The organism is Pseudovibrio sp. W74, from assembly GCF_001623085.1.
Lineage (GTDB): Bacteria > Pseudomonadota > Alphaproteobacteria > Rhizobiales > Stappiaceae > Pseudovibrio.
In genome coordinates, this window is sequence record NZ_LMCJ01000013.1 from 288,361 (window position 1) to 312,338 (window position 23,978).

Genomic DNA, 23,978 nt, shown 5'->3' on the forward strand with positions numbered 1-23,978 from the left:
GGATGCGGAGGATACTGGTGCTTCAATTGGTTTGAAGACCTTGGTCTGAACCCAAAGCGCGACATACATGCCCAGGCCGAATGAGAAGTGCGTCATGAGGCTTTTCAGACGTGCGAAGTCTGGGTTCGGCCTGTTGGAGGCCATCACGCCAGCGCCAAGAGATGGCTGCATAACGAAGAATGGGAACACGATCATCACAACACCAAACAAGATCGCAAGGATCAGGGATGGCTTTTGCAGCTGACGATTTCCAAAAATCATGACGAAGGCTGCAACGAAGATGATCCCGACCAGATAATGCACCGTCCAGCCAATGGCTGCTTCTCCTGCGATAGGTGCAGCGCGGCGGATGCTTTCGTGCGTGAATTGTCCGTCCAGCATGTGCCCCAGCCAGCGGCCAACCACTGAGAAGTTGCTCTGCGGAATGCCAAAGAGGCTATCTGCTGCGATGGCCCAGATATCCATGAAGAGCGTTGCGCCAATGCCAACAAAGAGAATGCGGAGTGCTAAACCAGTTCGATTTTCCATAGTACCTGTTCCTTTAGATCTGCGGGTGCTTTGCCGGAAGTGGCGCTTGCAAGTGCTCCCTTTTCTGAGGTGATAAAAAAGCAGGCCGCGAGGGGATTGGAGTGCGGCCTGCAAGTGCAAGCTAAGTCAGGAGGAGCTGACCTAGCGGCTGCCTGCACATTTCTTGATGTCGCTGATTTGCTTCAGTGGCTGCAAAGAGGTCTCTGCTACGTAAGAGCCGATCTGGTAGCCCAACATGTCGCCAACAGCGTTGGAACGGCGGTAGTGAACGCCGCCAAGAACGCGGGATTCTGACTCTTCCTCGGCAAACTGCTGGAAGCTGATATAATCTTTGGAAAGACGGTCCTTGCCGTTGAAGGTGAAGACCATTTTGCCGTCGCCAAAGACGGACTCCATGACTTCCTGAGCCGCGCTGCCGCTGGTGCAATGCTGACATGGATATTCAGGATGCATTGGTGCTGGCACCAAAGAGCTCCACTCCATATCGGCCTTGAGGGTTGGGTGCTTATAGGTTTTGCCCAGAGCTTCCATTGCTGTTTGCGGACGCCACAACGCGTACTCATACTTTGCGTTGAAACCAGCAACCAATGCGTCTGTCAGTGCAATGTTGAGAAGCGCGAGCGTGCGAGCTTCTTCCAGCATGGACAGATCACAGGACGTGCTGCTTTTTCGGGCGATCTGGTTCCAGGCACCGGAGCCGGAGCCAGCATGAAGCTTGGCGATGAAGACGTTGTCCTCATTAGTCTGTGTTTCTTTGCCGCCCAACTTTACGACTTCACTCAGACCACGCTGATACTGCATGCTCTCCAGTGCCGGAGGTGGTGGCACGCGGAAATGCGTTGCAGAGGACAGAACAAATGGTTTCATCTCACGAATTTTCGGCGCAACCATCTGGCGTTTAGACGTTGGCTGATACACACCCGCTTCTGCTGGACCCGGCGTGTAATCTACCGAAAAGTTAGCGTTGTCTGATGCGCGCGCTGCCAGAATTTGCTCCGCAACAGCTTGGCCCAGAGCAATGCCGGACTGAGGGCTCTTCAGGTTTGCAAGGCGCTCTTTTGCTGCAATTTCCAACTCCGCTTTACGCTCTGGCATAAGGGTCGACAGAACGTGCAGGGCCGCCTGAGTGACGGCTGCTTGCGCAGATGCATCCGGATTGGTTGAGCCAGTATATGCGTAAGGAGCGTAGGTGCCCTCGACTGCGTTTGCGGCATCGAACATTGCAGTATGCAAAATTGTCAGGGCGCGCTGGCGTTTGGCTCCTGGCCATTTTTCAGCGTTGAAAAGGCCCATGGCGGTGTCTTGCCAGTCAGCAGCCAATTCTGCTTTGGCGGCTCCACCAGTAATCACGAGCGCCAGAGCGCCGCTGTAAGCAATTGTCTTCAACCAAGTAAATCGGGTCGTCATACTAAAACCTCGCAATTTGAAAACGGCTATAGCTAGGAATGGAAATTCGCTTTGCACAAATCGAAAGAATGGAAGGCGGGCCTCAGAATTTGTGTGGGCCCGCCTAAAGGTGCTTAAAGAAATCCGAGCAGGTACCACCACAGCATGTCTATTGGGACAAGCAGAAACAGGCTGATCGCAAACAGCGTCAGACACAGTTTGATCACTGCTTTTGGTGGCAGGTTTCCAACCTGAATGGCAGCGACCAGTGGCGGCGCCTGAAACGGCAAGAACACATTGGAAAACGCCATAACCTGCGTCATCAGAACAGTCTGCAAGGGCAGGCCAGTGGCATCAGCCAAATCCCCAGCAACCGGTGTCATCACCGCAGGCACACCCGGCAGGTTTGTCGCCATGGCAACCAGTGTCGACAGGCCAGTGAGGACGGACAGGTTCCAGATTGGTGTGTCTTCGGCAAAACCGGCTTTGCCGCCAACAGCCTGAACCAAAGCCTCACCCAGTCCGGCAACTGAGATAACCGCCCCCAACCCCATGATGCCCGCAACGAACATCAGGGAGCCATAGCTCAGGTCCTGATTGATGCAGGTTTTGGAAGTCAGCTTGGCATTGGGCCAGAAGCAAGCCAGAGCCGCAGCAAGGCCAACCCATGCCGGACCAATCGGATGCAGGCTGTCCGTCAGCCAGAAGATGAGGCACAGGGCCAGAATGATCATCAGGCGTCGTTCAGGAGCACTAACTGGTGGTACATCCTCCGTGGTCTCATGCGCGTCCTGCGGAAGCTTGTCCGGGAACAGGACCAGCGTCAGACCGATAAGGATGAGTGATTTCAGGATGCCCAGAACCGGGAAGTTCAGACGTAAGTAGTCCCAATAGGAAATGCTGAGGTCATACAGGCTCTCGCTCATCCCCGCGAGGATCATGTTGGGGGCGTTGGCAGGCAGAATGGTGAACGCTGGAGCGAAGGTCGCAAAGGCCGCCGCACAAAGCATGCCTGTGCGCCCGTTGGAGCCGGGCTTGAAACCGATCTGTGCAGCAAGGGCGGAGATCACCGGTAGCAAAATCATGATACGGCCAATGGAAGAGGGCACCACAAACGCCAGCGCCACACTGAAGGCAACAATGCTGGAGACCAGCCCGGCATAGCTGTTGAGCGGTAAACGCATCAACAAAACGGCAGCGCGTTTGTCCAGCTTGGTGTGTTTGATGGAGGCGCCAAGCACGAGGCCTGCAAACAGGAGCCAGAAGGTTGATGTCTGGAAGCCGGAGAACACCACGTCCGGCGGGGCAATGCCTATCACGATGGCAACGAAGAAGAAGGCGAGCGCGGTCCAGTATTCCGGCACTACACCTGTTGCCCACAAGCCGAGGCAACCTACGGATAAAACCGCAGCAACGGCCATGCCAGCAGGCAGATAAGCGGAAGCCAGAAGGCCTGCGATTGTGGCGGCAATCGCCACTCCAAGAAACTGCCAGGTTTGTTTGGTGTTAAACGAGGATTTTATTTTTTCGGGTGTGGGACTGAGCCCGGAGGCCGGAGCTGTGTCGTGCTGGGTGTGATCTGTCATAGCGACCTGTGATTCTGATTTTGAAAAATGAGGTGCCAGAACTATGATTTTTGCGCTTGCCAATAATCCAATCGATTTATCAGAGGCATAGCCTCAGCATTTTCGAATATGCTGATCAATGCGCCCTCAGGAAAGCTGAGGTAGCCTATCTGATAAATCGAATTTACTCGGATATCGTCTCCAAGTATCGATCTGTTGTTAAGGTAGGCTTTGGCTTTGGAGACGTTAAGTGTTTAATTTTGCAACCTATTACGGCTTCACAAATGAATAACCAGCAGGAAACCACGGTGTCTTCAGGCATCATCATGAACTCGATTGGCTTTGTGCGCTCAGGCTTCTCAGAAACGCGTGAATGCCCAAAATCCAGTCGTCGCAACCCTGCCCAGAGCCAACTGGAAATTGCCTCTCCTTATGCGGATGCGCTTTTGAACATCACGATGGCCTCTCATCTTTGGGTGATGTACTGGCTGCACCACTCTGACGGAACCGCGCTTGTTCGGCGCGCCCGTGGAGAGGAAGCAGCACGTGGTGTTTTTGCCAGCCGTTCACCCAACCGGCCGAACCCGATTGGTTTGAGCTCGGTTGAATTAATCAAACGGGACGGCAACGTTTTGACAGTGAGTGGATTGGATTGCATCGATGGCACGCCAATTCTGGATATCAAACCCTATGTCCCTATAGAAGACCACCAGCCAACTGCGCAAATTGCGTGGCAGCCATGATCCGGAACCTGAGGATGCGCATGTTGCCGTGCGTCCCGCTCAGAAAGTCTGAGACATGCACATCTTTCACCAACCCCTTGTGCGCGTTGTAATTGCAGCTGTCGCGGCTCTGCTGCTGACAATAGCTGCGGGGATTGCTGGTCCCATAAACCAGCTTGTTATAACCGATGCCCGCGGAGACCGCGGGATGTTGGCGCCTTATGTTCATGGCAGAAACGGCATTGGTTACCTCTACACCACATACGTTTTTGATAGCCTGTTGAGCCAGTCGAAAGACGGCGATCTGGTCCCTGCACTGGCGCGGCGCTGGACTGTTTCCAAGGATGGCTTGACCTGTGATCTGTATTTGGATTTGCGAGCGTCCTGGCATGATGGGCAGCAGGTTACAGCGGCGGATGCTGCTTTCACTTTCAGCTATATGAAGGAACATCCGTACGTTTTTGTTTCCGTCGAGAATGTGAGAGAAGCCGAGGTTATCTCTCCTGATCACCTCAAGATCTTTCTCAAAAAGCCAGATGCAGGATTGCTGAACGGGCTCCTGCTTTCCATGCCAGTCCTGCCAAAACACGTTTATCAGGATGTGATTGAACCACAGCGTTTTGCAGAACCGGATGCTGTTATTGGCAGCGGACCTTACCGCCTTGTTGAGTACAGCAAGGCACAAGGGCGCTATGTGCTGGAAGGCAATGCAGACTATTATCTGGGCAAGCCGAAATTCAAACGCATTGCGATTGTGAAAATGGCGACAGATGCGGCGTTGCGGGCGGCTCATGCTGGGGAGATCGACGTGATTTCCTATCTGCCTCCGGACCGTTTGGAACAGGCCGAAGCGATAGGTATGAACGTTGCCAAGGCGTTTAGCCACCATTCCCTGCGCCTTGGGTTCAACCATAACGGACGCTTCAACGATAAAGCGCTTCGCCACGCGATTGCCTATGCGATTGACCGGCCTGCCATCATCGAAACTGTTTTCCAAAAAACGGCGGATGTTGCAGATACCGGGTTCATTCAGGAGGAGTCGCCCTGGCATTCTGAAGACAAACATCCTGAGTATTCCTTTAATCCTCGGCAGGCCACTGATCTGCTGATCTACAAAGGGTGGGACCGAGGAGAAGATGGGCTGTGGTATCGTGATGGGGAGCGGGTTGTTTTACGCCTTCTTGCCAGCAGGCGTGAAAGCAAAACAGCAAAAGTCCTTGCAGAACAACTGGAAACCTTTGGCATAGAGCTGGAGGTTCGCATTTTAGAGCGAGCCGCGCTTCAGGACACTCTGGCTGAGGGCAATTATGATCTGGCCCTCTATGCCTCCGGTACTCTTGGCGATCCGAATGGAATCATGCGCCGGGTCTTTGGACGTAAATGGGCTAACGATGGCTATCAGGGTGAGCATCTGCAGTCGCTGGTGATTGCACAGTCTGTTGCAACCAATAAGACGGAGAGGCAGAAAATTCTGGGCGAATTTCAGAAGGCCTATTCTGAGGAACTACCAGCCTATGCCATCGCAAATCCTCACATGGTGACGGCTTACAACGATAAACTTTCATCCCTCCAGTTTATGCCAGGGGGAGTGGCGATAGGCGTCCCTTCAGCACTGCATAAATCCTATCTGGTTGATTGATCAGCTGGACACCCATTGTCAGCCGCCTCCGGGTGGCTGGCACGAGACAACCAAAAACAGGCAGGCCGTTCTTGTGGTACCTCCGATTATTTTAAACATGCTGTCTGGCCTTGGCGTTCGCCTCCTGGTGTTTGCACTGCTGGTTTTGCTGGTGTTCTTTTTACCGCGAATGCTTCCAGGGGATCCTGTTGAGGTGTTTCTTGCCTCTGATCTTTCGCGCAATCTCACTGGTGCGGAGAGTGCTGAACTCCGCGCTCAGTTCGGCCTGGCGGGGGATTGGCCGCAGCAGCTTGGCGTTTACCTTTGGGACCTTGTCAGGGGGGATCTGGGATACTCGGTTCCGCATGCTGCTCCTGTCTCGGAACTGCTCAGAGCATCTATTCCCTGGACCTTGCTTTTGATCACCTGCGCTGCGCCGATTTTTCTTCTGGCAGGGGCTGCCGGTGGCATCGAAGCTGGCAAGGCGCCTGGGGCTTTCTTTGACAGGATTGCGACTGGCGTCGTGACAGTTGTCGCGAGCATTCCGCCATTCACCTCTGCCGTGCTGTTGCTGCTTGCTTTCGGCATTGTGTGGCCCGTGTTGCCCTCCGGTGGATCTGAGCCGTTTTTTCCCAACAGCAACCCGTTGCAGCGGGATTTTGATATCGCTCGTCACGCTGTGTTGCCTGTGCTGGCCCTGTCGCTGCACGAAATATCCCGGTTCTATTTTCTGGCACGGGGAGAGGCGATCACGCTGTCTCAGCGGCCTTTCATTCTCAATGCCTGCGGGCGTGGCATCAAAGGCTGGCGCTTGCGCACGGCTTATTACGGGAGAAGCCTGTTTCCGGTTTTTCTGGCACGAATGAGTGATGCGCTGACTGGCTTGTTTGGTGCTGTCCTGTTCGTTGAGATTGTCTTCTCTTATCCCGGAACAGGGCACTTGATTTATAACGCTATTTTGGATCGTGACTACGTTTTGTTGCAGGGTGCGGTGATTGTTATGGCTGGTTTGGTTCTGCTGCTGAACTGGGTCATTGATGCTGTCGCAACAAGCCTGGCGCGTAGAGGGTGATCTCATGCTTGGTTATTGGTCACCTATCACACAAAGTGCCGGTTTCATTTCACGAGGAGCGATTGCTGCCTCGGCTGTGCTGGTTATGGCAGGCTTTGCGCTGTCAGAAAGTTTGCCTCATTACAAAACCAGCCCGGATGTTTTGCAGGCCCCGAGCATGGACCACTGGCTTGGCACCAATGGAATTGGACAGGATGTTTTTGTCGGCCTTGTAAGAGCTGCACCAATCACGGTGTTTCTCGCACTCATCACAGCTACCGCGGCGCTGGTGCTGGCTTTGGCTGCATCCAGTCTGGCTGCATTTGGCGGACCACGCATACGCAGCGCGGTCTTGCGATTGGTGGACGTGCTGCAGGTGATCCCGTCCATCCTGTTATTGCTGCTGCTGGCGGCCTGGATACAGCCCGGTTTCCTTGGGCTTGTGGTGCTTCTGTCGCTGACTGGCTGGCATGAGGATGTGCGCGTTGCTCTGCCGATTCTGCTGCGGGAGCTGACCCGCGAGAATGTGCATTTTGCGCGACGCATGGGGGCCAGTCGTAGATACTGTCTGCGCCACCATATCCTGCCCGCGATCTGGCCCGCAATCGTTGGTTTGTTTTTGCAAAATGTACGGCAGGCTGCCCTCAAAACTGCCGGTTTCGGGTTTTTGGGGCTGACTGATCCAAGGCTGCTGACCTGGGGCAGTATGATACAGGATTCAATGGACTATCTTTATACGGATGCATGGCTCTGGCTCTTGTTTCCACCAGCGGGTGCACTGTCTCTGTTTCTCGTTGGCATTTTGATTATTGGTGAAGGCTACATGTCAAACGGCAGCCTCAACGGAAGGGAACATCATGATCCGCGTTGAGCAGCTTAATCTTTATTACGGTCGCCAGCCCTTGCTGGAGGACGTCTCTTTTGAGATCCACAAAGGGCAAACTCTGGCGGTCATCGGAGAACCCGGCGGTGGCAAGACGAGCCTCGCCCGCTCTCTCATGGGTCTCATTCAAGGGCGCAGGCTGGCAGAAGATGAACAGGCATTGGCCTCCAGTCATTTCAGCTGGAATGGAGAGGCCTGGCTGGGAGACATGAATGTCCTGCGCTCGTCACGCGCGCAATTGCAAGGCATGCGGGGATGTTCTGCAGGCCTGATCGTGCAAGCGCTGTCGGATGCATTGAACCCTCATTTGACCGTCCTACAACATGTGCAGGAGATGCTGCAGGCACATGGGCTTCATGAGCGGGATGCGCTTGAGGAATGTGCCAGAGGGAATATTCCGGAGCGTCTTTTACATCGTTATCCCTCAGCTCTGAGCGGTGGCGAAATTCAGCGCGTGCTGACGGTGCTTGCTCTGGCAAACTCGCCTGAGTTTCTGATCATGGACGAGCCGACCGCCGCGCTGGACAGTTTCAATCGGGAAATCGCCATTCGCTCGTTTCAGGCTGGGAGTGAGGACCGCTGCCAGATGTTGATCACGCACGACATCGAACTGGCACGCCGTCTGGCAAGCCATGTGGCTGTGCTGCGCAAAGGCAGATTGACTGAGATCGGGACAGCTGAAGAGGTGCTCGACAGGCCGCGCAGCATCTACACCCAGCAATTGCTGAAGCTGAGGCGAAACGCGCACAACTCAGCCCCGATCCTGGCAAGTGGAGAAGGGGGGTATCCGGAGTTGGAGGCACGTAGTGGTCATGGATTGACCCTTGATAAACTGCATCACAGCTTTGATGGAAGAGCCTTGCTCTCCAACATTTCAGCGTTTGTGCCAGCAGGCCGGTGCCTTGCGATTTTGGGGGGAAGTGGGAGCGGCAAAACCACGCTTGCGCGGTTGCTGAGCGGTTATGAAACTGTGCAGGACGGCTTTGTTTATTGGCAGAACGAGGAAGGGCGCGCCAAGTCCGTGGTGGCGTTGATACCACAGCACCCGCACCGCGCTATGGCTTGTCATTTCACTGTCTACGAGGTCCTGAAAGAAGCGCTGATGCTGTCTGGCGGGGATCAGTCTGAGCTGACGCGGCTGTTGGAGCGGGTTGGTTTGCCGACGGATTCAGACTTCCTGCGCCGCAAAACCAGAAAGCTCTCTGGCGGTGAAGCGCAGCGATTGGTAATTGCACGGGCGTTGGCGACCCGACCTCAGTGTCTGGTGGCTGATGAGCCCACCTCAGCTCTGGACATGCAGGCCCGCAGTCAGGTGCTGGAGATCCTGCGCAGTGTGATGCGCAACAAGAAGATGGCTCTGGTACTTTTCACCCACGATCACGCCGCCGCCCGCTCGCTGGCAGACAAGGTCTGTCATTTGGAGCAGGGCGAACTCATTTGCAGCCAAGCCCCGCAAACAAATGCTGCCAGTTGAAAAAGAGCCAGCACGTTTTGGCAACGTGCTGGTTTGCTTAGGCTGGTGCTGCTTCACTTGACCGAATTGAACGTACGCGGTCCGAAAGCCAGTCCAGATCCGGATCGGCGATGCCGAGTTCGGTCAGGTGGTCTGCGGTGTTCCAGAGGTAGTCACAGTTCGGGCCACGCTCACCAGCGGCGGTCGCGATGATCTGCGCTTGCTCTTCGGCGTTGAACTGACCGTATTGCTCATGCTCGCGGTTGACCACATAAGTGAGCGCCTCAACCTCGCGTCCATCCTGCAGTTTAAGCGTGGTGATGATTTCTCTATACGCCGGATTAAACAGCTCTCGTTTGCGCAGGTCTTCCAGCACCTTCTCCTGTCCATCACGAGGAATACCCAAAGCCACACCGCTGCAATAGGCATCGGGTGCTGCATCCAGTGCCAGAACCAGGCCGTGTTTTTCAAATGTGCCGCGATAGCGCAGCGAGCACAGGCAGAACCGGCGTTTCCAGCCATCAAGACGGGCGGGCACTTGCTCAACGGGTTCAAAGCCGGGGTGCCAGATGAGTGAGCCGTAGCCAAAGACCCAGAGAATATCTTTCATTTCTTTTCCCTTTTCAGGAGAATATTGAAAAGCACAAAGGGCACCGTGAAAGGCGCCCTTTGCGATCAAATCTCAGCTGATCAATCCATAATCAATTGATAGGACGCCACGAGACTGGTGTAAGGCGGCAGGAATACTGACTTTGGTTCCCCGTTCAGCAGCACCGTGTCTTTTGCATCGAAATGCAGATGGATCGGCAACGGCCCAAGCCAATTGTTGGAGATCTTGCCAATGCGGTTGCCTCTGACGATCTTGTCCATTGGCTTCACCTGCAGAGTGGCCATGTCCAGATGCACATAGCGGTACAGCGTGCCGGTGGCGCTCTGGATGGTCACACCAAAACGACCTACATGGGCAACAATGCCGTCTTCTGCTGCAACGGCCCAGTGCTTGCTGGCCTCACATGATGCCGGCCGAATGTCCTGCCCCTGATGGCCACCTGACGCGCAAACTGGCAGATCGGCCCTGCGGAACTCGCAGAAGTTATCGCGCCATGGGTAGGAATAGTTCACCGGATCACATTCGGACCCGCCGTCAGCTTTGAAACCGCCCGGTGCATAGGCGTGAGAGTTGGCATAGGCTGGGCCGGATTCCACCGGAAAACGCATGTTCGGAAAGAAGATGGCATGGCTTGCAACACCTTTTCCGGTGTCTGCAATCAGGTCGCCCGGTTGCATAAAGCGGGAGCTGTCATCTGCGTGGGCGGAGAAGCCAAAGGTCAGGGCCAGACAGAGATAGATAAATCGCATCATTGGTTTGCTCCATTCACAACAAGGAGGGTCTGAACGACGCTTTGAAGAAAATCAGGCTTACGGCAGCGCGTGTCTTTGATCGGGTTGTCGCAAGTCAGGCGGATTGTGTAATGCGCCCCGTAGCGGTTCAGATTGTAGTCTGCCCCGTTGCCGATGGACTCATGTGCTGTCGCCTTATGATGCTCGGTGAGATCTTCCGTTCCGGTCAGCACACTGTGAGACCCCAGAATACTGATCTGTGCGCCTTCCAGAGTGTAGAACGCGGCATAGGATGAGTTCTGGCTTCCGAACTGTGGCGTCTCCATCTTCGCATCACTGCCGAAAATCAGGACGGGCAGCTCAATGTAACTGAGCTTGCCAGTTGTAGCGGTGACGAACTTTTCCACGGCGGCTGGGTCCCGCGCGAGTGACCGCTTTGCAGCGATTTTGGCTGCTTGCCAATCGATCTTGGTTGGCACACGCTCAACACCATTCTTTGCCAGAGTGGGAGCGGCGGTTGTTGCTGCCAGAAGAGTGGCCGCTAATGCGACTTTGGCGAATTCCATAAAAGTCTCCTGTAAATGCAAAAGAGTGCAAAGCCCCGGCAATATCGGGGCCTGCATCAAATCATGCTGTTTCAAGCAAGCGTTCTTCGCGCACGGGCGCTGCTTCTTTTGCCGCTTTCGCCTCCAGCCGTTTCATCTGGCTGATGATGTTGCGGCGGTGCATTTCCTCAGTGCCACCCACAGCGCAAAACGCCAGTGCATCGCGCAGGAAGGTCGAAACCTCGCCCTGATGATAGCCTTTGGTGCCATAGAGCTTGAGCAGATCAATCGCACCACTGGTGATCGCTTCTGCCCCAACCAGCTTGGCAATGGAGCAGGTCATGCCGGCTTCCGGCGCACCGGACAGAAGCTGCTGGAGCGCGCCATAGGCAGTCCACTTGGCGGATTCCGCGGAGATGCGCATGTCGGTGAGCTTCTTCTGCACGTACTGGAACTCAAGCACCGGCACTTCGAAGGTCTGACGCTCCTGAGCGTAGCGCATCGCTTCCTTCAGCATCGGTTCAATCATCCATGCCGAAACCAGACCGTAATACAGTCTGCCGAGGGAGACGAAGGTGATCAGGTTGCGCAGGCCCTTGCCGGGAATGCCAAGCAGATCACCGTAATGCAGCGGGATATTGGTGAACTTCATCGGCCCGGTGGGCAAATCCAGATTGCCGAGCTTCTGGTCGTAGTCGCCAACTTCAAGGCCCTTGGTGCCTGCATCCAGCAAAATGAGCGAGATACCGTCACGCGCATGACCATCCAGCTTGCACACCACAAGCGTGAAGTCCGCCACGGGCGCATGGGCAATGTTGTACTTGGCACCATTGAGCATGAACGTCTCATTTGGTCCCGGTGTCAGCACAGAGGAGGTTGAGCGCACATCTGTGCCCGTATCAGGGTCTGCAATCGCAGTTGCGCTGAGCTTCCCTTTCAGGATACGGCCAAGATAGTCCTTCTTCTGCGCTTCCGTGCCGAACAGGTTGAGTGCATGAACCATGCCTGCCTGTGCGATGACAGAAAGCAGAATACCCGGCGTGCGCACAGAGCATGCAAGACCTTCCAGAGCAGCGGTAAAGTCCCACCAGTCCGTGCCTGCACCGCCATACTCAGCCGGGACGATGATCTTCCAGAGACCGGCTTCTAAAAGCCGGTCCCATGTGTTCTGATCAAATGCCTGCTTGCCAGCGTGAAGCTCTGAGTGGTCAATCTGGCTGCCAATTTGAGCATACTTTGCTCGCAGAGCCTGTTGACGTTCATTCCATTGTAGATCCATCAGAGATCTCCAGATTTCAAAAGTGACGGATCTTAAGCTGGCTGATGATGAGCGGCAGGTTCTTGCAGAGCTGCAACCGCAGTCTTGAACTCATCCGGCACCGGATAGGTTGCCTGCTTTTCGTAATCAAACATCACGTGAGTGGAAGCTGCATTGGCAACCACGCGGCCATCTGCATCACCAAGGCGCATTTCATGCTGCATCTCAAAGCTCTTGCCGCCAAACTTTGTCACACGGCTCAACACAACCAGATGATCGCCGTAAAGAGCCTGAGAAACGTAGTCACAAGAGGTCTTCACCATGATGTGCGGCAGCTTTTCAGACTTAGGCAGCTTGAGCAGATCATGCATGTATTCCAGATAAGCGGACTGCATGTAATCGTAGTAGATCGGGCTGCTCACATGACCCATTGAATCTGTATCGCGGTAGCGGATATCGATTGGTGTTTCATAAGCTTTCTGTGTCATGAAATTCCCTCCTGTTGGGGTTTTGAAAATCATTGGTGAATGAAGGCTGAGTCTGTGTTGCGGCCTGCAACGGACCATGAATGGTGAAGCCCATGGGCACGGGACCGTGCTTTGTCAGGACTGTCAGAGAAAACTCGTTGGCGGCGCACAGCGTGGTGATGCAGCCATCTGCCTCGCCCTTGGCGCACACAGCCGCGGCTTGCGCGTTGCTGGTGACGTACTTGCGCTCAATAGAGGCCGGGATCAGTTTTTCCGGTGCCGGATGCGTTGCGCAAAGGGCTGGTGTTTTGCCAGTAGAAGAGGCCAGCACCATGTTGTCGGTGTTCATGATGAACACGTCCATCAGTTTCAGCTGGCCGATGTGCTCGTAAATAATTGAATGAAGATGCGGGTAGGCGACGACACTCAGCAAAACGGACTTGCGGCATTGAGCAACGGCTTCCGCTGCAATTTCCATGGTCGGGTGAAGAAAGACCTCAGCGTTTTTGCAGTGACGTTGTACCCATGTCAGAGCTGCTCTCTCGCAGTTCGTGCCAGTCGGCCCCAGAGTGTGAACTTGTCGGACCCAGTCAAAGGACAGTGGGGCTGTTCCTTTGGCCAAATAGTCCGAGGCTTCAATATGTGCATCCATAAATTCTCTGATCCTTCACTTGGGAAGAAAGACTGAAAAATGCCGATGCAGGATTTGCGCGAGGCGCTCCCCTGACAAACTGCGTTGGCTTGTCGTTGTTCTTATGCATGGGCAGAGCGGTAGCACGCGCAGACTCCGATAAATCTCCGTTTGCTCTGCCGGTTTTGAGGTGAAATTTGTTCCTCGCGTCCAGTAATATTTTTTCGTGTGGCCCTATGGAGCCGGAAAGGTTTGCTTTGAACAAGCTGAAAAAACTGATGGCTTCCCTCAGGATAGATGAGGAATGCCTCAGCGGAAGTTATTGCTTCTAAATTATTGATAATACAGGCGGTTGCATAAAAAGAAGGCACCGCAAAAAAATGCGATGCCTTCAGAAGGGCTTAGTAATTTGGAGTTGCGCGAAATATAGACAGCGCTAGGCGGCAACAGCTTCGCTGAGAGCTTTGCGACCCATGTAATCATGAAGATCCAACATGCGTTCAAACCACAAATTGACGGGGTCACTCGGAGCAAGAATTGGATCTGGGCAGCACACTTTGCACCACTGCAAGGTGCCGAACAGTACATAATCTGCATGCATCGCCCTCTCACCACCGAACCAATCCTGATTGGTGAGCAGGTCGCGCACAGGGTTCAACTTCTCTGGCAAAGTGCTCAGTTCGGCGCCTCGCCCTGCGTAGACCTCTTCGAGAGGTTTTCCGAACCGTTTTTCGCGTGCAGGCCGGAAGTAGGCGCGGTCGGCATCACTCATGATGTTGTACATATCCATCACAGCAATCACCGCCAATGTCGGGTGCAGGACGGTTTTGCAGTAGCTCTCCACAAAGTGGGAAAGCTGGAGGCCACCAGCGCCATCAAACAGGCTGGGTGCCTCCTGATAGGTCTCTTCCAGATACTCGGCGATCTCAAAACTATCGCCTAAAAGCGTGCCTTGGTCGTTGAGCACAGGAACGCTGGTGAAAGATCCGTCTTCAATATTGGAAATGTCGCCAAAGGAAACTGGCTTCAGGTCAAAATCGAGACCCTTGTGCTTCAGGGACATCATAATTTTCCAGACATGCGGGGAGTAATGTTGCCCGGAGGCTCCGCTGAGGCTGTAAAGAAGTCTTTGCATGTGGCTTCTCCCGATGAGAATTAAACAATGGGTTTGCGCTAAAAAATTCCTCAGTATTCCGGATTGTTTTTGTCTTTAACGCCAACTGGGCAGAGCAGCCATCCGCCCAACTGGAAAGCAGAGTGCAGCGACTTCAGCCCATTGCTGAGCTGAAGTCTTGCAAATCTGGTTCTTTTGAAAGTGTCAGGAGGCGATGAGCGCCGCCTCTAGTGTTCGGTCGTCTTGAAACGAAAGGCTGGTGCAATTGTCTGTCGCCAGAATGGAGCGAACCGCTGCAATCACCGGGTCTTCTTTCCGGCAGGACAGGTGCGCAAACAACACGCGGGCTGATTTTTGCACCTGAGAGAGTAAGACGATATCACCCTGGTTCTCTTGTGGGTTTGTTGAGTTGGCATGAACGAGCCCGATACCAACACCGCTGGCAATCAAAGCACGTGTAACCCCCTCATCATCCACATTGATCACCCGCTTGGGCCTGATACCGTGCGTGTCCAGAAGATCCCTTGCCACACGCCCGCAACAGGAGTCGCCACTTGGGTAGATCCACGGCACGCTTTCAAGTGCCTTCCAGTTCACCTCAGCCGCAACGGGCACAAGATCCGCAGGGGCTGCGAGGTAAACGCAGAAATTGGAGATCTCCAAGGTAGACAGTCCGGCGTCATCCTCACCTGTTTCCGTGTAAAATCCGGCGTCGAGGCTGCCATTGCGAATGCCTTCCAGCACCTTCACAGAGGGGCGGTGTTGCAGCTCAACTTCAACCTCGGGGAACTCCTGAGACATAGCCGCAAGCAGATTGCTCACAACGCCTGTGCTGGAGTTGCGGCCAGCGCCGAGGGTCAGGCTACCGGCAAGACTGCCGCGCAAGCGGGATGCTTCTTCCAGAAATTTCTGGTGCCGATCCAGCAATTGATGTGCTTCCGTGAGGAGGCGTTGCCCGTCGGGTGTAACAGCCATTCCACGCGGTGTGCGTTGAAAGAGCGTTAATCCCAATGTCTCTTCCATATTTTTGATATGCGCACTGACAGCTGGCTGACTGCGAAAGAGCAATTCTGAAGCTTTGGTTATGCTGCCTTCGCGCGCGACCGTCACGAAGGTTTTGAGTTGATGAATGTCCATCCTTTTCCTTCCAATAAGAAAAGAGTTTCTTGAACGTATTCGGCTCTGAAAAGGACAATAACTATGCTCAGCCGTTGGCTTTGGGCTAGTGTGCTGGCACCCGGTTAACGGGTATGCCCTGCTATCACCCTACGATATCTCTGCAGTCAGACCAAGTCTACTTTCGAAGGCCTGTCCTTCTGAGAGATGCATGTCCGGTCATGTTGCCGGGCCGGACGCTGCGCTCCTGAAATCCTTGTGATAGCGATGTTTGATTCCGCCGCGATAAGTAAATTATTTTGAGGGTTCGATGAATAATTTGATTGCTCGTCATCATATAAGTAGTTTGTTTCCGTGGTTTGGTTTAGTGATTTTAATTTTGTTATATTTATTGATGTGAGAATTTGTTTTCATGAATATAGGAATTATATTTATTTAATATGACAATACATAACCAATGAATATTGTATAGTGCTAAAGTGAATTATTGATAATCACTTAGAGTTAGAATTTTGTTTGCTTGACGATGTTTTGAGCAGATGGGGCAAAAGATGATTACTTCCTTGGCACATTGACGGGAACCGTGAGGGCGAGCTGACAATGTGTCGGGAGCATGAGTGTCAGCTTGACTATCTTATCCAGTTGGTTTGGGGGGCAAGTTGCTTAGCGAATTTGCATCTTTGTCATCTCGTCACTCAGCCAGTTGATGAAATCCCAAACCGGGGCTGAGGGGATAGACGTTTCTGGCAAGACAAACTGAAAAGCGCGCTGGCAAGGGAGCGTCTCAGCAAACGGCTCTACAAGCGTGCCTGCATTCAATGCATCTATGATATAGAGGTCTCTGAGAATGGCAAAGCCACGTCCGGCAATAGCGCTTTGCAGGATAAGGTCCGTGTTGTTGAAGGTGAGCTGCTGCACCATCTGGCCGGAAAAGTCAGGCCAACTGGCTTCCAGATACTTCTGCCAGTGGAAGGCCTCGTCTTCATGAATGAAATCAGCTTTGGCAAAGAGCTCAACTGGTGTTGAATGCGGTGCCAGACGCTCTCCTGCGATGGTCTCCAGATAGTTTGGTGAGCACACCACACGCATCCGCTCTTGCGGCAGGGGAATAAGCGGAGACGCGCCGAGATCGCCCTCAGGCTTGGGCAGCAAGCGCAGCGCCACATCGAGCTTTTCCTCCGCAAAATCAACGAAGCGATTGGCTGCACTGATCCGGATCGCCACATGCGGGTGCAAAGCGGAGAATTGAGCTAAACGCGGGACCAGCATGATGGAGGCGAGAGACGGTGCAATGCCGATTGTGAGCTGCTTTCGTGCGGTCTGGCTGGCGAGGAGGTATGAGAGGTTCTCTATACCATTGTTGATTGCTGAGACTTCCGAAAGGATATCCTGAACCAGCTCCGTCTGCTCCAGATTGCGCCCGTTCATGCGGAACAGCTTAACGTCCCAACGCTCTTCTAACTGCTTGATATGATAGGATACTGTTGGTTGTGAGACGTTCAGTTCCCGCGCGGCCGCGGAGATAGATTTGTGCCGTGCAACTGCCGCAAGTGCACGTAATTCCTGAAGGGTGGGGACGAAACGTCGAGAGATGGCCATGAATGATGTATAGAGTTTTTCTATACATGGATCAATCAGACTGATTTGTCTTGCTCTAACCCGCACTTATAAACTGCCCAAAACTTTGAGAAATATCCGTCATAATGACGAATTTGGGGGTTGGGATGTTTAAAAATACCGGGAAAGCCATCTTAGGGGCTGCACTATTTGTCTCTGCAAGCGTTGTTGGCATGAGCGCACAGGCGGGAGAGGCTCTGGATGCGATCATGAAGAGCAAGACGTTGCTCGTGGGCTCTAACTCAGATTACCGCCCGAATGCCTTTATGGGAGACGACAACCAGCTGCAGGGCTTTGATATTGACGTTTCCAAAGAGATCGCAAAGCGTCTTGGTGTTGAGGTGCAGTTTGTAACGCCGGGTTGGGAAATCATGACTGCGGGCCGCTGGTCTGGCAGATGGCATATGGTTGTCGGGTCCATGACCCCAACAAAAGCCCGCGCACAGGTGCTGGATTTTCCTGCCGTGTACTACTACACCCCGGCAGCTTTTGCGGTTCACAAAAACTCCAAGGCAACATCGCTTAAGGATCTGGACGGTAAGGTGATCGGCGTTGTGGGCTCGTCCACCTACCACAAGTACCTGGAGCACAAGCTTGAGATTGATGCGGTTGGCGCACCGGCGTTCGAATACGCTGTGACACCGGGTGAAATCAAACTTTACAGCGATATCAACGAGTTTGACGAACTGTCTCTGGGCGATGGCGTGCGCCTTGACGCATTGGCGCAGTCTGTTCCTGTTATTCAGCAGGCGATGAAGAAGGGCCTGCCGATCAAGCAGTTGGGTGATCCGATCTTTTATGAGCCGCTGTCGATTGCGATTGATAAAGGCGACAAAGAGCTCAGCGACAAGCTGGCTTCCATTGTTGAGGACATGAAGAGTGATGGCACTTTGACCAAGCTCTCCGTGAAATGGCACGGCGCGGACCTCGTGAGCGTTAAGTAAAATCATGGTCACACTCACCAATGGCGCTTTCAGGCAGGGTCCGGCCCGCCTGAAAGCAGCAGCAACGCTCGGATCACTGGCCTTTGTGATCGCGTTTTATCTCGCGTTCAATCAAGGCGTGATTGGGTCATTCCTTCGCCCTGCGATGAGTGAAGAAACACTTGCCAGCTGGTGGGGGCGTTTTTCTGTATCCATGGTGATTTTCCTGCTGGCGTCAGGGCTGGGGTTTCTCATCCTCAGTCTGTCCCGGCGTGCTCAGCTGATCACTGTGTGGCTTCTGCTTGCTGCAGGTGCTTTCGGGTTCTTCCTGAGCTTTGAGCTGAGTTTTGAGTTTATCGGGCGCAAACTGCCCTTCCTGATAACGACAGGGGCGTTCACCACGCTCTATGTCTCTGCCATTGCAATCACACTGGCCTTCATCTTTGCCTTGCTGGGCGCCACCGCAAAGCTCTCCGGTATTGGAGTGGTTGAGGGTGTCGGGGCATTTTACACCTCGTATTTTCGCGGCGTGCCGTTGCTGGTGCAGCTCTTTTTGATCTATCTCGGCCTGCCGCAGATTGGCTATGTCATTTCGCCCGTTCCAGCAGCAATCATCGCGCTGTCGCTGGTGTATGGGGCGTACATGACCGAGATTTTCCGCTCTGGCATCCAGTCAATCTCACTTGGGCAATGGGAAGCTGCGGATGCGTTGGGCCTGCCACGTTTGCTGACGTTTCGAAAAGTCATTCTGCCCCAAGCCATGCGGGTTATTGTGCCGCCAACGGGCAACCAGTTCATCGCGATGCTTAAGGATTCCTCGCTGGTTTCAGTCGTCGGCGTCTGGGACATCATGTTCATTGCACGAACGCAGGGACGATCTGACTTCAAGATTCTGGAGATGCTGATCACCGCCTCCATCATCTACTGGGTCATGTCGGTCATGCTGGAATTTGTGCAACAGCGAATTGAGACGCATTACGCAAAATCGCTGAAGCGATAATTATTCTTCCATTGATTTTGAGCGCGTAGGTGCGCCACGAGTTTTCGTGCCCTGAAGGGATACGCTTATGACAAGCAAGACTGGCAAAACCACGCCGCAGAGCGTGGCTGCTGATAAAAGAACCATTGTCGGAATTTTGGCGAATTCCTCAGAAGATGCGGGCCTTGGAACGCAAACCATTGATGATAAGTACCTGACAGCCGCATTGCAGGCTGTTGGGGCAATCCCTCTCATCATCCCAACGCTCTTGAGGGAAGCTGAACTGGCCCATGTGCTGTCGCTGGTGGATGGGCTCATTCTGACAGGCGATGCTTCCAACATTCAGCCTGCGTATTACAACAATGACGGCACCTTGGAGAGCCATGGCCCTTTTGATGACAAACGCGACACTTCCGCATTTGCGCTGATCCGTGCCGCTTTTGAAAATGACCTGCCACTGCTTGGAATTTGCCGCGGCATGCAGGAAATGAATGTGGCTTTCGGCGGCACCATCCGAAATGACCTTTATGCGAACCATGAGTTTTCGCTGCACCACCCCATCGACTACACGCTGCCACCAAAACAAAGATACGGGGCAGCTCATCAACTCATCCTTGAGGAGGATGGACTGCTGAACTCTATCCTTGGTGAAGGCGACCATCAGGTAAACTCTCTGCACGAACAGGCGGTTGAGACGCTTGGAGACGGGCTGGTGCTTGATGCTCTTTCCGAGGACGGCGTGATTGAAGCCTTTCATCATCCAGACAAAGCGTTCTTCCTTGGCATTCAGTGGCATGCGGAATTTGAAGCCGTGAGCAATCCCGTTTCCACCCGCATTTTTGCGGCCTTTTCTAAGGCCATGCAGAGCACAGAAGATGTGAAGGCGTTCCTGTAATTCTTCTCAATTCAAAACGGATTGCAGCTATTTACCTAGGAAAATTCGAACCAATCTCAACTAAGTGTCCTCTGATTATTCAATGGTTCCGCTGAGTGGTTGAGACAGGGTTGTATCATTGTGAAAAGGTTCATTGATGAATGGAAAGGCTATTTTGGAGACCTCCCTCCCTATAGCCATTACCTCCGTGATGTACTGCCCGAAAGGTGGGTCAGGTTCCATGCACTGCCGGATACAAGACGATACGCAGAAACGCCGGAAGAAGCCGCAATTGTCTTTAACAGAGGCAGGGTACTGGCCAATCGGATTTTAAAGGAGGGGCAGAATTGCCTCTTCATCTCGTATTTCCCGAATTTCGATAAGTATCCTCTCCCTTACAGTCACAAGCTTCTTGATCAGTTTCGTCTGAAGTACTGGTTCAAATGGAAGTATGAGGATGACCCATGGGGCGAAGAGGAAACCATAGGCTTTTACGGCAATGAGGTTCGCTGGTTTCCTGAGGTCTATCGCGAAGCCCTTAAAGATGCAGCACAGGATGAAGAGCGTTTTCTACTCATGAACCGGGAAACATCGCGCATATTTGCGCCCTATGACGGCGGCTTCGATTGCTTCATGCAAAATGCAGAAGAAGTTGCCCGTCTTAAATGTGAGTTTGCAGAATGGCTTCCTCCTTGCTGATGTTGCGAAGCCAAAAAATCTCACAGTGAGTAATAATGCGTCATCCTGAATTGACCATCTCCAACAACTGGTATGCTTGGGCAGGCGGAGTGTGGCCAAAGCGGAACTTGACGAACTGCCGTTAAGGTGTTCACAGTCCAGCTATGATTTCTGCAGTAATATTTGATCTTGATGAAACGCTTTTTGCTCGCACGTCTTCATTGAAGGCGTTCGCAGAAGACCAGTTAAACAACCAGTACCCGAACGTGTTCCCGACTCCTTCTCATGTCGTGGCTCGTTTGTTGGAGCTCGACAATCGCGGGAAGTCGTCAAAATATAAAGTGTACCAAACGCTATTCAAAGAGTTTGGAATAGACGACCAAAATCTCGCAGCTGAGTTATACGATCACTACATGCGAAACGCATGGCGATTTGCGATGCCGTTTGAGGGGCTTAACGAGGCGTTTAGTGAAATTAGGGCCTTAGGTGCAAAAATCGGAATTGTCACTAACGGAAGGACCGACATACAGTTGAGGTCTCTTCTGGCCCTAAATTTGGACAGACTCGCCGACGACTACATTATCTCAGAGGCGGTTGGGTTGCGAAAACCAGATGCGAAGATTTTTCAACTTGCAGCTGGAAATCTATCAGTGCGGACTGAAGATTGCGTCTTTGTTGGCGACTCTCCAACGGCTGATGTTTCCGGGGCCCAAACAGTTGGAATGAAATCCGTTTGGTTTCCGAATGGCGCTATCTGGCCCACAGATCTTCCCATACGAGCTGATGCAGAAATTCAGTCTTTGTCAGAGTTAAGTGGAGTATTGAAGGCTTTTTGAATATCGGCTCGGGTCTTTCGGCATACCGAACAGGCGATTTTGGCTGTTCGGAGGCTTTTGAGTATGAAAGTTTATTACTTTCTCATAGCAGGCCTGATCTATAGTGTTGCGCAAGGGACCGCGCGATATAGGGGACTGGACATATGAAGTTTATTGAAGCCGGGGTGCTGAACATCGCCTATATGGATGTTGGGCCGAAATCAGGTGTTCCAGCTGTTCTGCTTCATGGCTTTCCGTATGATGTACGCAGCTATGACGAAGTCTCCGTCATCCTCGCCAATCGCGGCTTTCGTTGCATCATCCCTTACTTGCGTGGCTACGGGCCTACCCAATATCTGTCTCCGCAAACGCCGCGCTCCGGTCAGCAAGGCGCATTGGCCTTTGATCTGCGGTCACTGATGGTGGCTTTGGAGCTGCCGCAGGCGATTGTTGCGGGCTATGACTGGGGTGGCCGCGCAGCCTGCATCGCTGCAGCCCTCTGGCCGGAAAAGGTGAGGGGGCTCGTGAGTGGCGGGGTGGCCTACAACATCCAGAACATTCCTGCAGCTTACCGACCTGCCTCGCCTGAGGAGGAACAGCTCTGGTGGTATCAGTACTATTTCCAGAGTGAACGTGGCCGCAATGGTTTGACTGAGAACCGCGAAGATCTGACAAAAATGCTCTGGCAGCAATGGTCACCCACCTGGGAGTTTTCTCGCCGAACCTTCCGCGAAACCGCCGAGAGCTTTGACAATCCTGATTTTGTTGAGACTGTCATCCACTCCTACAGACACCGTTTTGGGCTGGTTGAGGGAGATCCCGCTTTTGAGAAGATCGAGGTTCTGCTCACCGCACAACCGAAGATTAATGTGCCAGCCATTGCATTGCTTGGTGCCAATGATGGCGTAAGCCCACCGCGGCACAGCAAAGGGCACGAGACAAACTTCAACGGATATTATGAGGCGCGTCTCGTCGAGGGTACAGGACATAACCTGCCGCAAGAAAACCCTGAGGCCTTTGCCGCAGCGATTATTGAAATTGCTGACAAAACAGAATAGTCAGCCGCGTTCGCGTGGTGGGGAGAGAGGGATGGGCCTCTCTCCAATCGCTGGATTAAGCGGCTGATAAAGTCAGCGCGTCCAGCTCTTCAAACGGCAAGCCAACATACTCTTCTGCCAGCGCTCGCTGTTGGGTCTCGTTTTGCAGCAGCAGCTCATAGCTGTTCTGCTGGATTTTGGCATCGAACCCGTTCATGTCCGGGAAGACGTGCATCAACTGCGTCATCCGCCACGAGAAATTCTCAGAGCTCCACACACGGCGCAAAGCCAGCTCGGAATAACGCTCCAGATGAGCGGAGTGATTGCTCTTGATCTGTTCAATCAATCCGCGTGAGAGATAAAATACATCAGAGGCTGCGAGATTGAGCCCCTTCGCTCCGGTTGGTGGCACAATGTGAGCTGCATCGCCTGCGAGGAACATACGTCCGTATTGCATTGGCTCAGCCACGAAGCTGCGGAGCGGGGCAATGGATTTTTCAATAGAGGGTCCGGTGACGATATCTGACGCCACATCCGCAGGGAAGCGGGCGATCAGCTCTTCCCAGAACCGCTCATCGGACCAGTCCATAACACTGTCTGTCAGCGGGCACTGAATGTAATAGCGGCTCAACAGACGGTTGCGCTGTGAGGCAAGTGCAAAGCCACGCTCATGATAGGCATAGACCAGATCCGGCAGGGGTGGCACTTCTGCCATGATGCCAAGCCAGCCAAACGGATAAGCCCGCTCATAGGTGCGTAAAATGTCGTCAGGAATGGTCTTGCGGCTGACACCATGGAAGCCATCGCAGCCAGCAATGTAGTCACAGTCCAGATGACAGGTCTGTCCGTCTTTCACGTAGGTCACAGAAGGCTTGTCAGAGGTCACATCATGAAGGGTCACGTCAGTGGCTTCGTTGATGATGTTGCCGCCAGCGCGTTCGCGGGCGTCATACAGGTCTTCGGTTATGTCGGTCTGGCCGTAGACCATCATCTCCTTGCCAGTCCATTTGTGCGTATCAATGAAATGACTTTCAAAGCCCTGCCGCGTAATCCATGAGCCTTTTTTGCTCTTACCATTCTTATCCATACGCTCCGCAAGGCCATAATCGCGGAGCAGCTGAACTGTACCGGTCTCTAAAAGACCAGCACGAATGCGGGAGAGAACATAGTCTTTGCTGCGCTGTTCCAGGACAACGCTGTCCACGCCGTTTTCGCTCAGGATGTGAGAGAGTAATAAACCAGCAGGACCGCCGCCGATAATCGCAACCTGAGTACGATCTCTATGGTGGGTCATGAAAAATTCCTTAGGTTCAAAACATCTGGCAGATCGCGGCAATGGGGTATGCGCTAAGTCAGAAGTAAAATGGATTGCGAATA

The 23,978-nt window shown here is 53.3% G+C and carries 24 protein-coding genes; 11 read left to right on the forward strand and 13 right to left on the reverse strand.

Annotation, left to right across the window (positions count from 1 at the left end; genetic code table 11):
• The 3 genes from PsW74_RS10315 to PsW74_RS10325 form a co-directional block, all read right to left on the reverse strand.
• A partial coding sequence (locus tag PsW74_RS10315) for a DUF2938 domain-containing protein (RefSeq protein ID WP_063288017.1) occupies positions 1-528 on the reverse strand: 528 nt, incomplete at its 3' end.
• A 141-nt stretch (positions 529-669) separates the two neighbouring features.
• Complete coding sequence (locus tag PsW74_RS10320) at positions 670-1,935, reverse strand: vanadium-dependent haloperoxidase (protein WP_063288018.1); 1,266 nt, start codon at positions 1,933-1,935, stop codon at positions 670-672.
• A gap of 113 nt (positions 1,936-2,048) precedes the next feature.
• Positions 2,049-3,500, reverse strand: coding sequence for an SLC13 family permease (locus PsW74_RS10325; protein ID WP_063288019.1), 1,452 nt, complete (start codon positions 3,498-3,500; stop codon positions 2,049-2,051).
• A gap of 263 nt (positions 3,501-3,763) precedes the next feature.
• Between PsW74_RS10325 and tsaA the strand changes: the two genes are divergently transcribed.
• From tsaA to PsW74_RS10350, 5 genes are read left to right on the forward strand one after another with little or no spacing between them, the layout of a single operon-like run.
• On the forward strand, positions 3,764-4,222 hold the full coding sequence (gene tsaA / locus PsW74_RS10330; RefSeq protein ID WP_057461509.1) for a tRNA (N6-threonylcarbamoyladenosine(37)-N6)-methyltransferase TrmO: 459 nt from the start codon (positions 3,764-3,766) through the stop codon (positions 4,220-4,222).
• A gap of 55 nt (positions 4,223-4,277) precedes the next feature.
• Entirely contained in the window at positions 4,278-5,840 is a 1,563-nt protein-coding gene (locus PsW74_RS10335) for an ABC transporter substrate-binding protein (RefSeq protein WP_063288020.1), read from the forward strand.
• On the forward strand, positions 5,833-6,891 hold the full coding sequence (locus tag PsW74_RS10340; RefSeq protein ID WP_244277856.1) for an ABC transporter permease: 1,059 nt from the start codon (positions 5,833-5,835) through the stop codon (positions 6,889-6,891). Before PsW74_RS10335 ends, PsW74_RS10340 begins: the two co-directional genes overlap by 8 nt.
• Positions 6,892-6,895: 4 nt before the next feature.
• Positions 6,896-7,741 carry an ABC transporter permease gene (locus tag PsW74_RS10345; RefSeq protein WP_063288021.1) on the forward strand — a complete coding sequence of 282 codons (846 nt, stop codon included), beginning with the start codon at positions 6,896-6,898 and terminating at the stop codon, positions 7,739-7,741.
• Complete coding sequence (locus PsW74_RS10350) at positions 7,728-9,227, forward strand: ATP-binding cassette domain-containing protein (protein WP_063288022.1); 1,500 nt, start codon at positions 7,728-7,730, stop codon at positions 9,225-9,227. Before PsW74_RS10345 ends, PsW74_RS10350 begins: the two co-directional genes overlap by 14 nt.
• 37 nt (positions 9,228-9,264) lie before the next feature.
• Here the strand turns inward: PsW74_RS10350 and PsW74_RS10355 are convergent, their stop codons facing one another.
• From PsW74_RS10355 to PsW74_RS10395, 9 genes are all read right to left on the reverse strand, one after another.
• Complete coding sequence (locus PsW74_RS10355) at positions 9,265-9,816, reverse strand: gamma-glutamylcyclotransferase (RefSeq protein WP_063288023.1); 552 nt, start codon at positions 9,814-9,816, stop codon at positions 9,265-9,267.
• Positions 9,817-9,896: 80 nt separating this feature from the next.
• Positions 9,897-10,568, reverse strand: a complete 672-nt coding sequence (locus PsW74_RS10360) for a M23 family metallopeptidase (protein WP_063288024.1) — start codon at positions 10,566-10,568, stop codon at positions 9,897-9,899.
• A complete protein-coding gene (locus PsW74_RS10365) occupies positions 10,565-11,113 on the reverse strand; it encodes a hypothetical protein (RefSeq protein WP_063288025.1) in 549 nt (182 codons plus the stop codon). The genes PsW74_RS10360 and PsW74_RS10365 overlap by 4 nt, the downstream gene beginning before the upstream one ends.
• Before the next feature lie 61 nt (positions 11,114-11,174).
• Positions 11,175-12,371 (reverse strand): acyl-CoA dehydrogenase family protein, encoded by a 1,197-nt coding sequence (locus PsW74_RS10370; protein WP_063288026.1) that lies wholly within the window; start codon positions 12,369-12,371, stop codon positions 11,175-11,177.
• Between the two features lie 32 nt (positions 12,372-12,403).
• Positions 12,404-12,838, reverse strand: coding sequence for a thioesterase family protein (locus PsW74_RS10375; protein ID WP_057461502.1), 435 nt, complete (start codon positions 12,836-12,838; stop codon positions 12,404-12,406).
• Complete coding sequence (locus PsW74_RS10380) at positions 12,819-13,469, reverse strand: prephenate dehydratase (RefSeq protein ID WP_057461501.1); 651 nt, start codon at positions 13,467-13,469, stop codon at positions 12,819-12,821. The genes PsW74_RS10375 and PsW74_RS10380 overlap by 20 nt, the downstream gene beginning before the upstream one ends.
• Before the next feature lie 415 nt (positions 13,470-13,884).
• Positions 13,885-14,583: a glutathione S-transferase family protein gene (locus PsW74_RS10385; protein ID WP_063288027.1), complete on the reverse strand. Its 699-nt coding sequence runs from the start codon at positions 14,581-14,583 to the stop codon at positions 13,885-13,887.
• A 183-nt stretch (positions 14,584-14,766) separates the two neighbouring features.
• The gene (locus PsW74_RS10390) at positions 14,767-15,699 is read right to left on the reverse strand and encodes a LysR family transcriptional regulator (RefSeq protein ID WP_063288028.1); all 933 of its coding nucleotides are present in this window, start codon (positions 15,697-15,699) and stop codon (positions 14,767-14,769) included.
• A gap of 642 nt (positions 15,700-16,341) precedes the next feature.
• Positions 16,342-17,277, reverse strand: coding sequence for a LysR substrate-binding domain-containing protein (locus PsW74_RS10395; RefSeq protein WP_063288029.1), 936 nt, complete (start codon positions 17,275-17,277; stop codon positions 16,342-16,344).
• A 125-nt stretch (positions 17,278-17,402) separates the two neighbouring features.
• Here PsW74_RS10395 and PsW74_RS10400 point away from each other — a divergent pair, with 125 nt between their 5' ends.
• The 6 genes from PsW74_RS10400 to PsW74_RS10425 all read left to right on the forward strand — a co-directional run bounded on the left by PsW74_RS10400 (position 17,403) and on the right by PsW74_RS10425 (position 22,622).
• Positions 17,403-18,239: a transporter substrate-binding domain-containing protein gene (locus PsW74_RS10400; protein WP_063288030.1), complete on the forward strand. Its 837-nt coding sequence runs from the start codon at positions 17,403-17,405 to the stop codon at positions 18,237-18,239.
• Between the two features lie 4 nt (positions 18,240-18,243).
• Positions 18,244-19,218: an amino acid ABC transporter permease gene (locus tag PsW74_RS10405; RefSeq protein WP_057461496.1), complete on the forward strand. Its 975-nt coding sequence runs from the start codon at positions 18,244-18,246 to the stop codon at positions 19,216-19,218.
• Positions 19,219-19,285: 67 nt separating this feature from the next.
• Positions 19,286-20,092 carry a gamma-glutamyl-gamma-aminobutyrate hydrolase family protein gene (locus PsW74_RS10410; RefSeq protein ID WP_063288031.1) on the forward strand — a complete coding sequence of 269 codons (807 nt, stop codon included), beginning with the start codon at positions 19,286-19,288 and terminating at the stop codon, positions 20,090-20,092.
• A 120-nt stretch (positions 20,093-20,212) separates the two neighbouring features.
• Positions 20,213-20,770: a hypothetical protein gene (locus PsW74_RS10415; RefSeq protein ID WP_057461494.1), complete on the forward strand. Its 558-nt coding sequence runs from the start codon at positions 20,213-20,215 to the stop codon at positions 20,768-20,770.
• Between the two features lie 143 nt (positions 20,771-20,913).
• Positions 20,914-21,585 (forward strand): HAD family hydrolase, encoded by a 672-nt coding sequence (locus tag PsW74_RS10420; RefSeq protein ID WP_063288032.1) that lies wholly within the window; start codon positions 20,914-20,916, stop codon positions 21,583-21,585.
• Between the two features lie 143 nt (positions 21,586-21,728).
• Positions 21,729-22,622: an alpha/beta hydrolase gene (locus tag PsW74_RS10425; RefSeq protein ID WP_063288033.1), complete on the forward strand. Its 894-nt coding sequence runs from the start codon at positions 21,729-21,731 to the stop codon at positions 22,620-22,622.
• A gap of 55 nt (positions 22,623-22,677) precedes the next feature.
• On the opposite strand, the gene pobA is transcribed toward PsW74_RS10425, so the two are convergent.
• Positions 22,678-23,895: a 4-hydroxybenzoate 3-monooxygenase gene (pobA, locus tag PsW74_RS10430; RefSeq protein WP_063288034.1), complete on the reverse strand. Its 1,218-nt coding sequence runs from the start codon at positions 23,893-23,895 to the stop codon at positions 22,678-22,680.
• Between the last annotated feature and the right edge of the window lie 83 nt (positions 23,896-23,978).

Excerpts from the sequence above, each read along its gene's own strand:
- PsW74_RS10420 (WP_063288032.1), top strand. The coding sequence starts at position 20,914 with ATGATTTCTGCAGTAATATTTGATCTTGATGAAACGCTTTTTGCTCGC.
- PsW74_RS10375 (WP_057461502.1), bottom strand. The coding sequence starts at position 12,838 with ATGACACAGAAAGCTTATGAAACACCAATCGATATCCGCTACCGCGAT.
- PsW74_RS10385 (WP_063288027.1), bottom strand. The coding sequence starts at position 14,583 with ATGCAAAGACTTCTTTACAGCCTCAGCGGAGCCTCCGGGCAACATTAC.
- PsW74_RS10360 (WP_063288024.1), bottom strand. The coding sequence starts at position 10,568 with ATGATGCGATTTATCTATCTCTGTCTGGCCCTGACCTTTGGCTTCTCC.
- PsW74_RS10345 (WP_063288021.1), top strand. The coding sequence starts at position 6,896 with ATGCTTGGTTATTGGTCACCTATCACACAAAGTGCCGGTTTCATTTCA.
- tsaA (WP_057461509.1), top strand. The coding sequence starts at position 3,764 with ATGAATAACCAGCAGGAAACCACGGTGTCTTCAGGCATCATCATGAAC.
- PsW74_RS10405 (WP_057461496.1), top strand. The coding sequence starts at position 18,244 with ATGGTCACACTCACCAATGGCGCTTTCAGGCAGGGTCCGGCCCGCCTG.
- PsW74_RS10390 (WP_063288028.1), bottom strand. The coding sequence starts at position 15,699 with ATGGACATTCATCAACTCAAAACCTTCGTGACGGTCGCGCGCGAAGGC.
- PsW74_RS10325 (WP_063288019.1), bottom strand. The coding sequence starts at position 3,500 with ATGACAGATCACACCCAGCACGACACAGCTCCGGCCTCCGGGCTCAGT.
- PsW74_RS10410 (WP_063288031.1), top strand. The coding sequence starts at position 19,286 with ATGACAAGCAAGACTGGCAAAACCACGCCGCAGAGCGTGGCTGCTGAT.
- PsW74_RS10400 (WP_063288030.1), top strand. The coding sequence starts at position 17,403 with ATGTTTAAAAATACCGGGAAAGCCATCTTAGGGGCTGCACTATTTGTC.
- PsW74_RS10380 (WP_057461501.1), bottom strand. The coding sequence starts at position 13,469 with ATGGATGCACATATTGAAGCCTCGGACTATTTGGCCAAAGGAACAGCC.
- PsW74_RS10335 (WP_063288020.1), top strand. The coding sequence starts at position 4,278 with ATGCACATCTTTCACCAACCCCTTGTGCGCGTTGTAATTGCAGCTGTC.
- PsW74_RS10395 (WP_063288029.1), bottom strand. The coding sequence starts at position 17,277 with ATGGCCATCTCTCGACGTTTCGTCCCCACCCTTCAGGAATTACGTGCA.
- PsW74_RS10370 (WP_063288026.1), bottom strand. The coding sequence starts at position 12,371 with ATGGATCTACAATGGAATGAACGTCAACAGGCTCTGCGAGCAAAGTAT.
- PsW74_RS10350 (WP_063288022.1), top strand. The coding sequence starts at position 7,728 with ATGATCCGCGTTGAGCAGCTTAATCTTTATTACGGTCGCCAGCCCTTG.
- PsW74_RS10320 (WP_063288018.1), bottom strand. The coding sequence starts at position 1,935 with ATGACGACCCGATTTACTTGGTTGAAGACAATTGCTTACAGCGGCGCT.
- PsW74_RS10365 (WP_063288025.1), bottom strand. The coding sequence starts at position 11,113 with ATGGAATTCGCCAAAGTCGCATTAGCGGCCACTCTTCTGGCAGCAACA.
- pobA (WP_063288034.1), bottom strand. The coding sequence starts at position 23,895 with ATGACCCACCATAGAGATCGTACTCAGGTTGCGATTATCGGCGGCGGT.
- PsW74_RS10355 (WP_063288023.1), bottom strand. The coding sequence starts at position 9,816 with ATGAAAGATATTCTCTGGGTCTTTGGCTACGGCTCACTCATCTGGCAC.
- PsW74_RS10425 (WP_063288033.1), top strand. The coding sequence starts at position 21,729 with ATGAAGTTTATTGAAGCCGGGGTGCTGAACATCGCCTATATGGATGTT.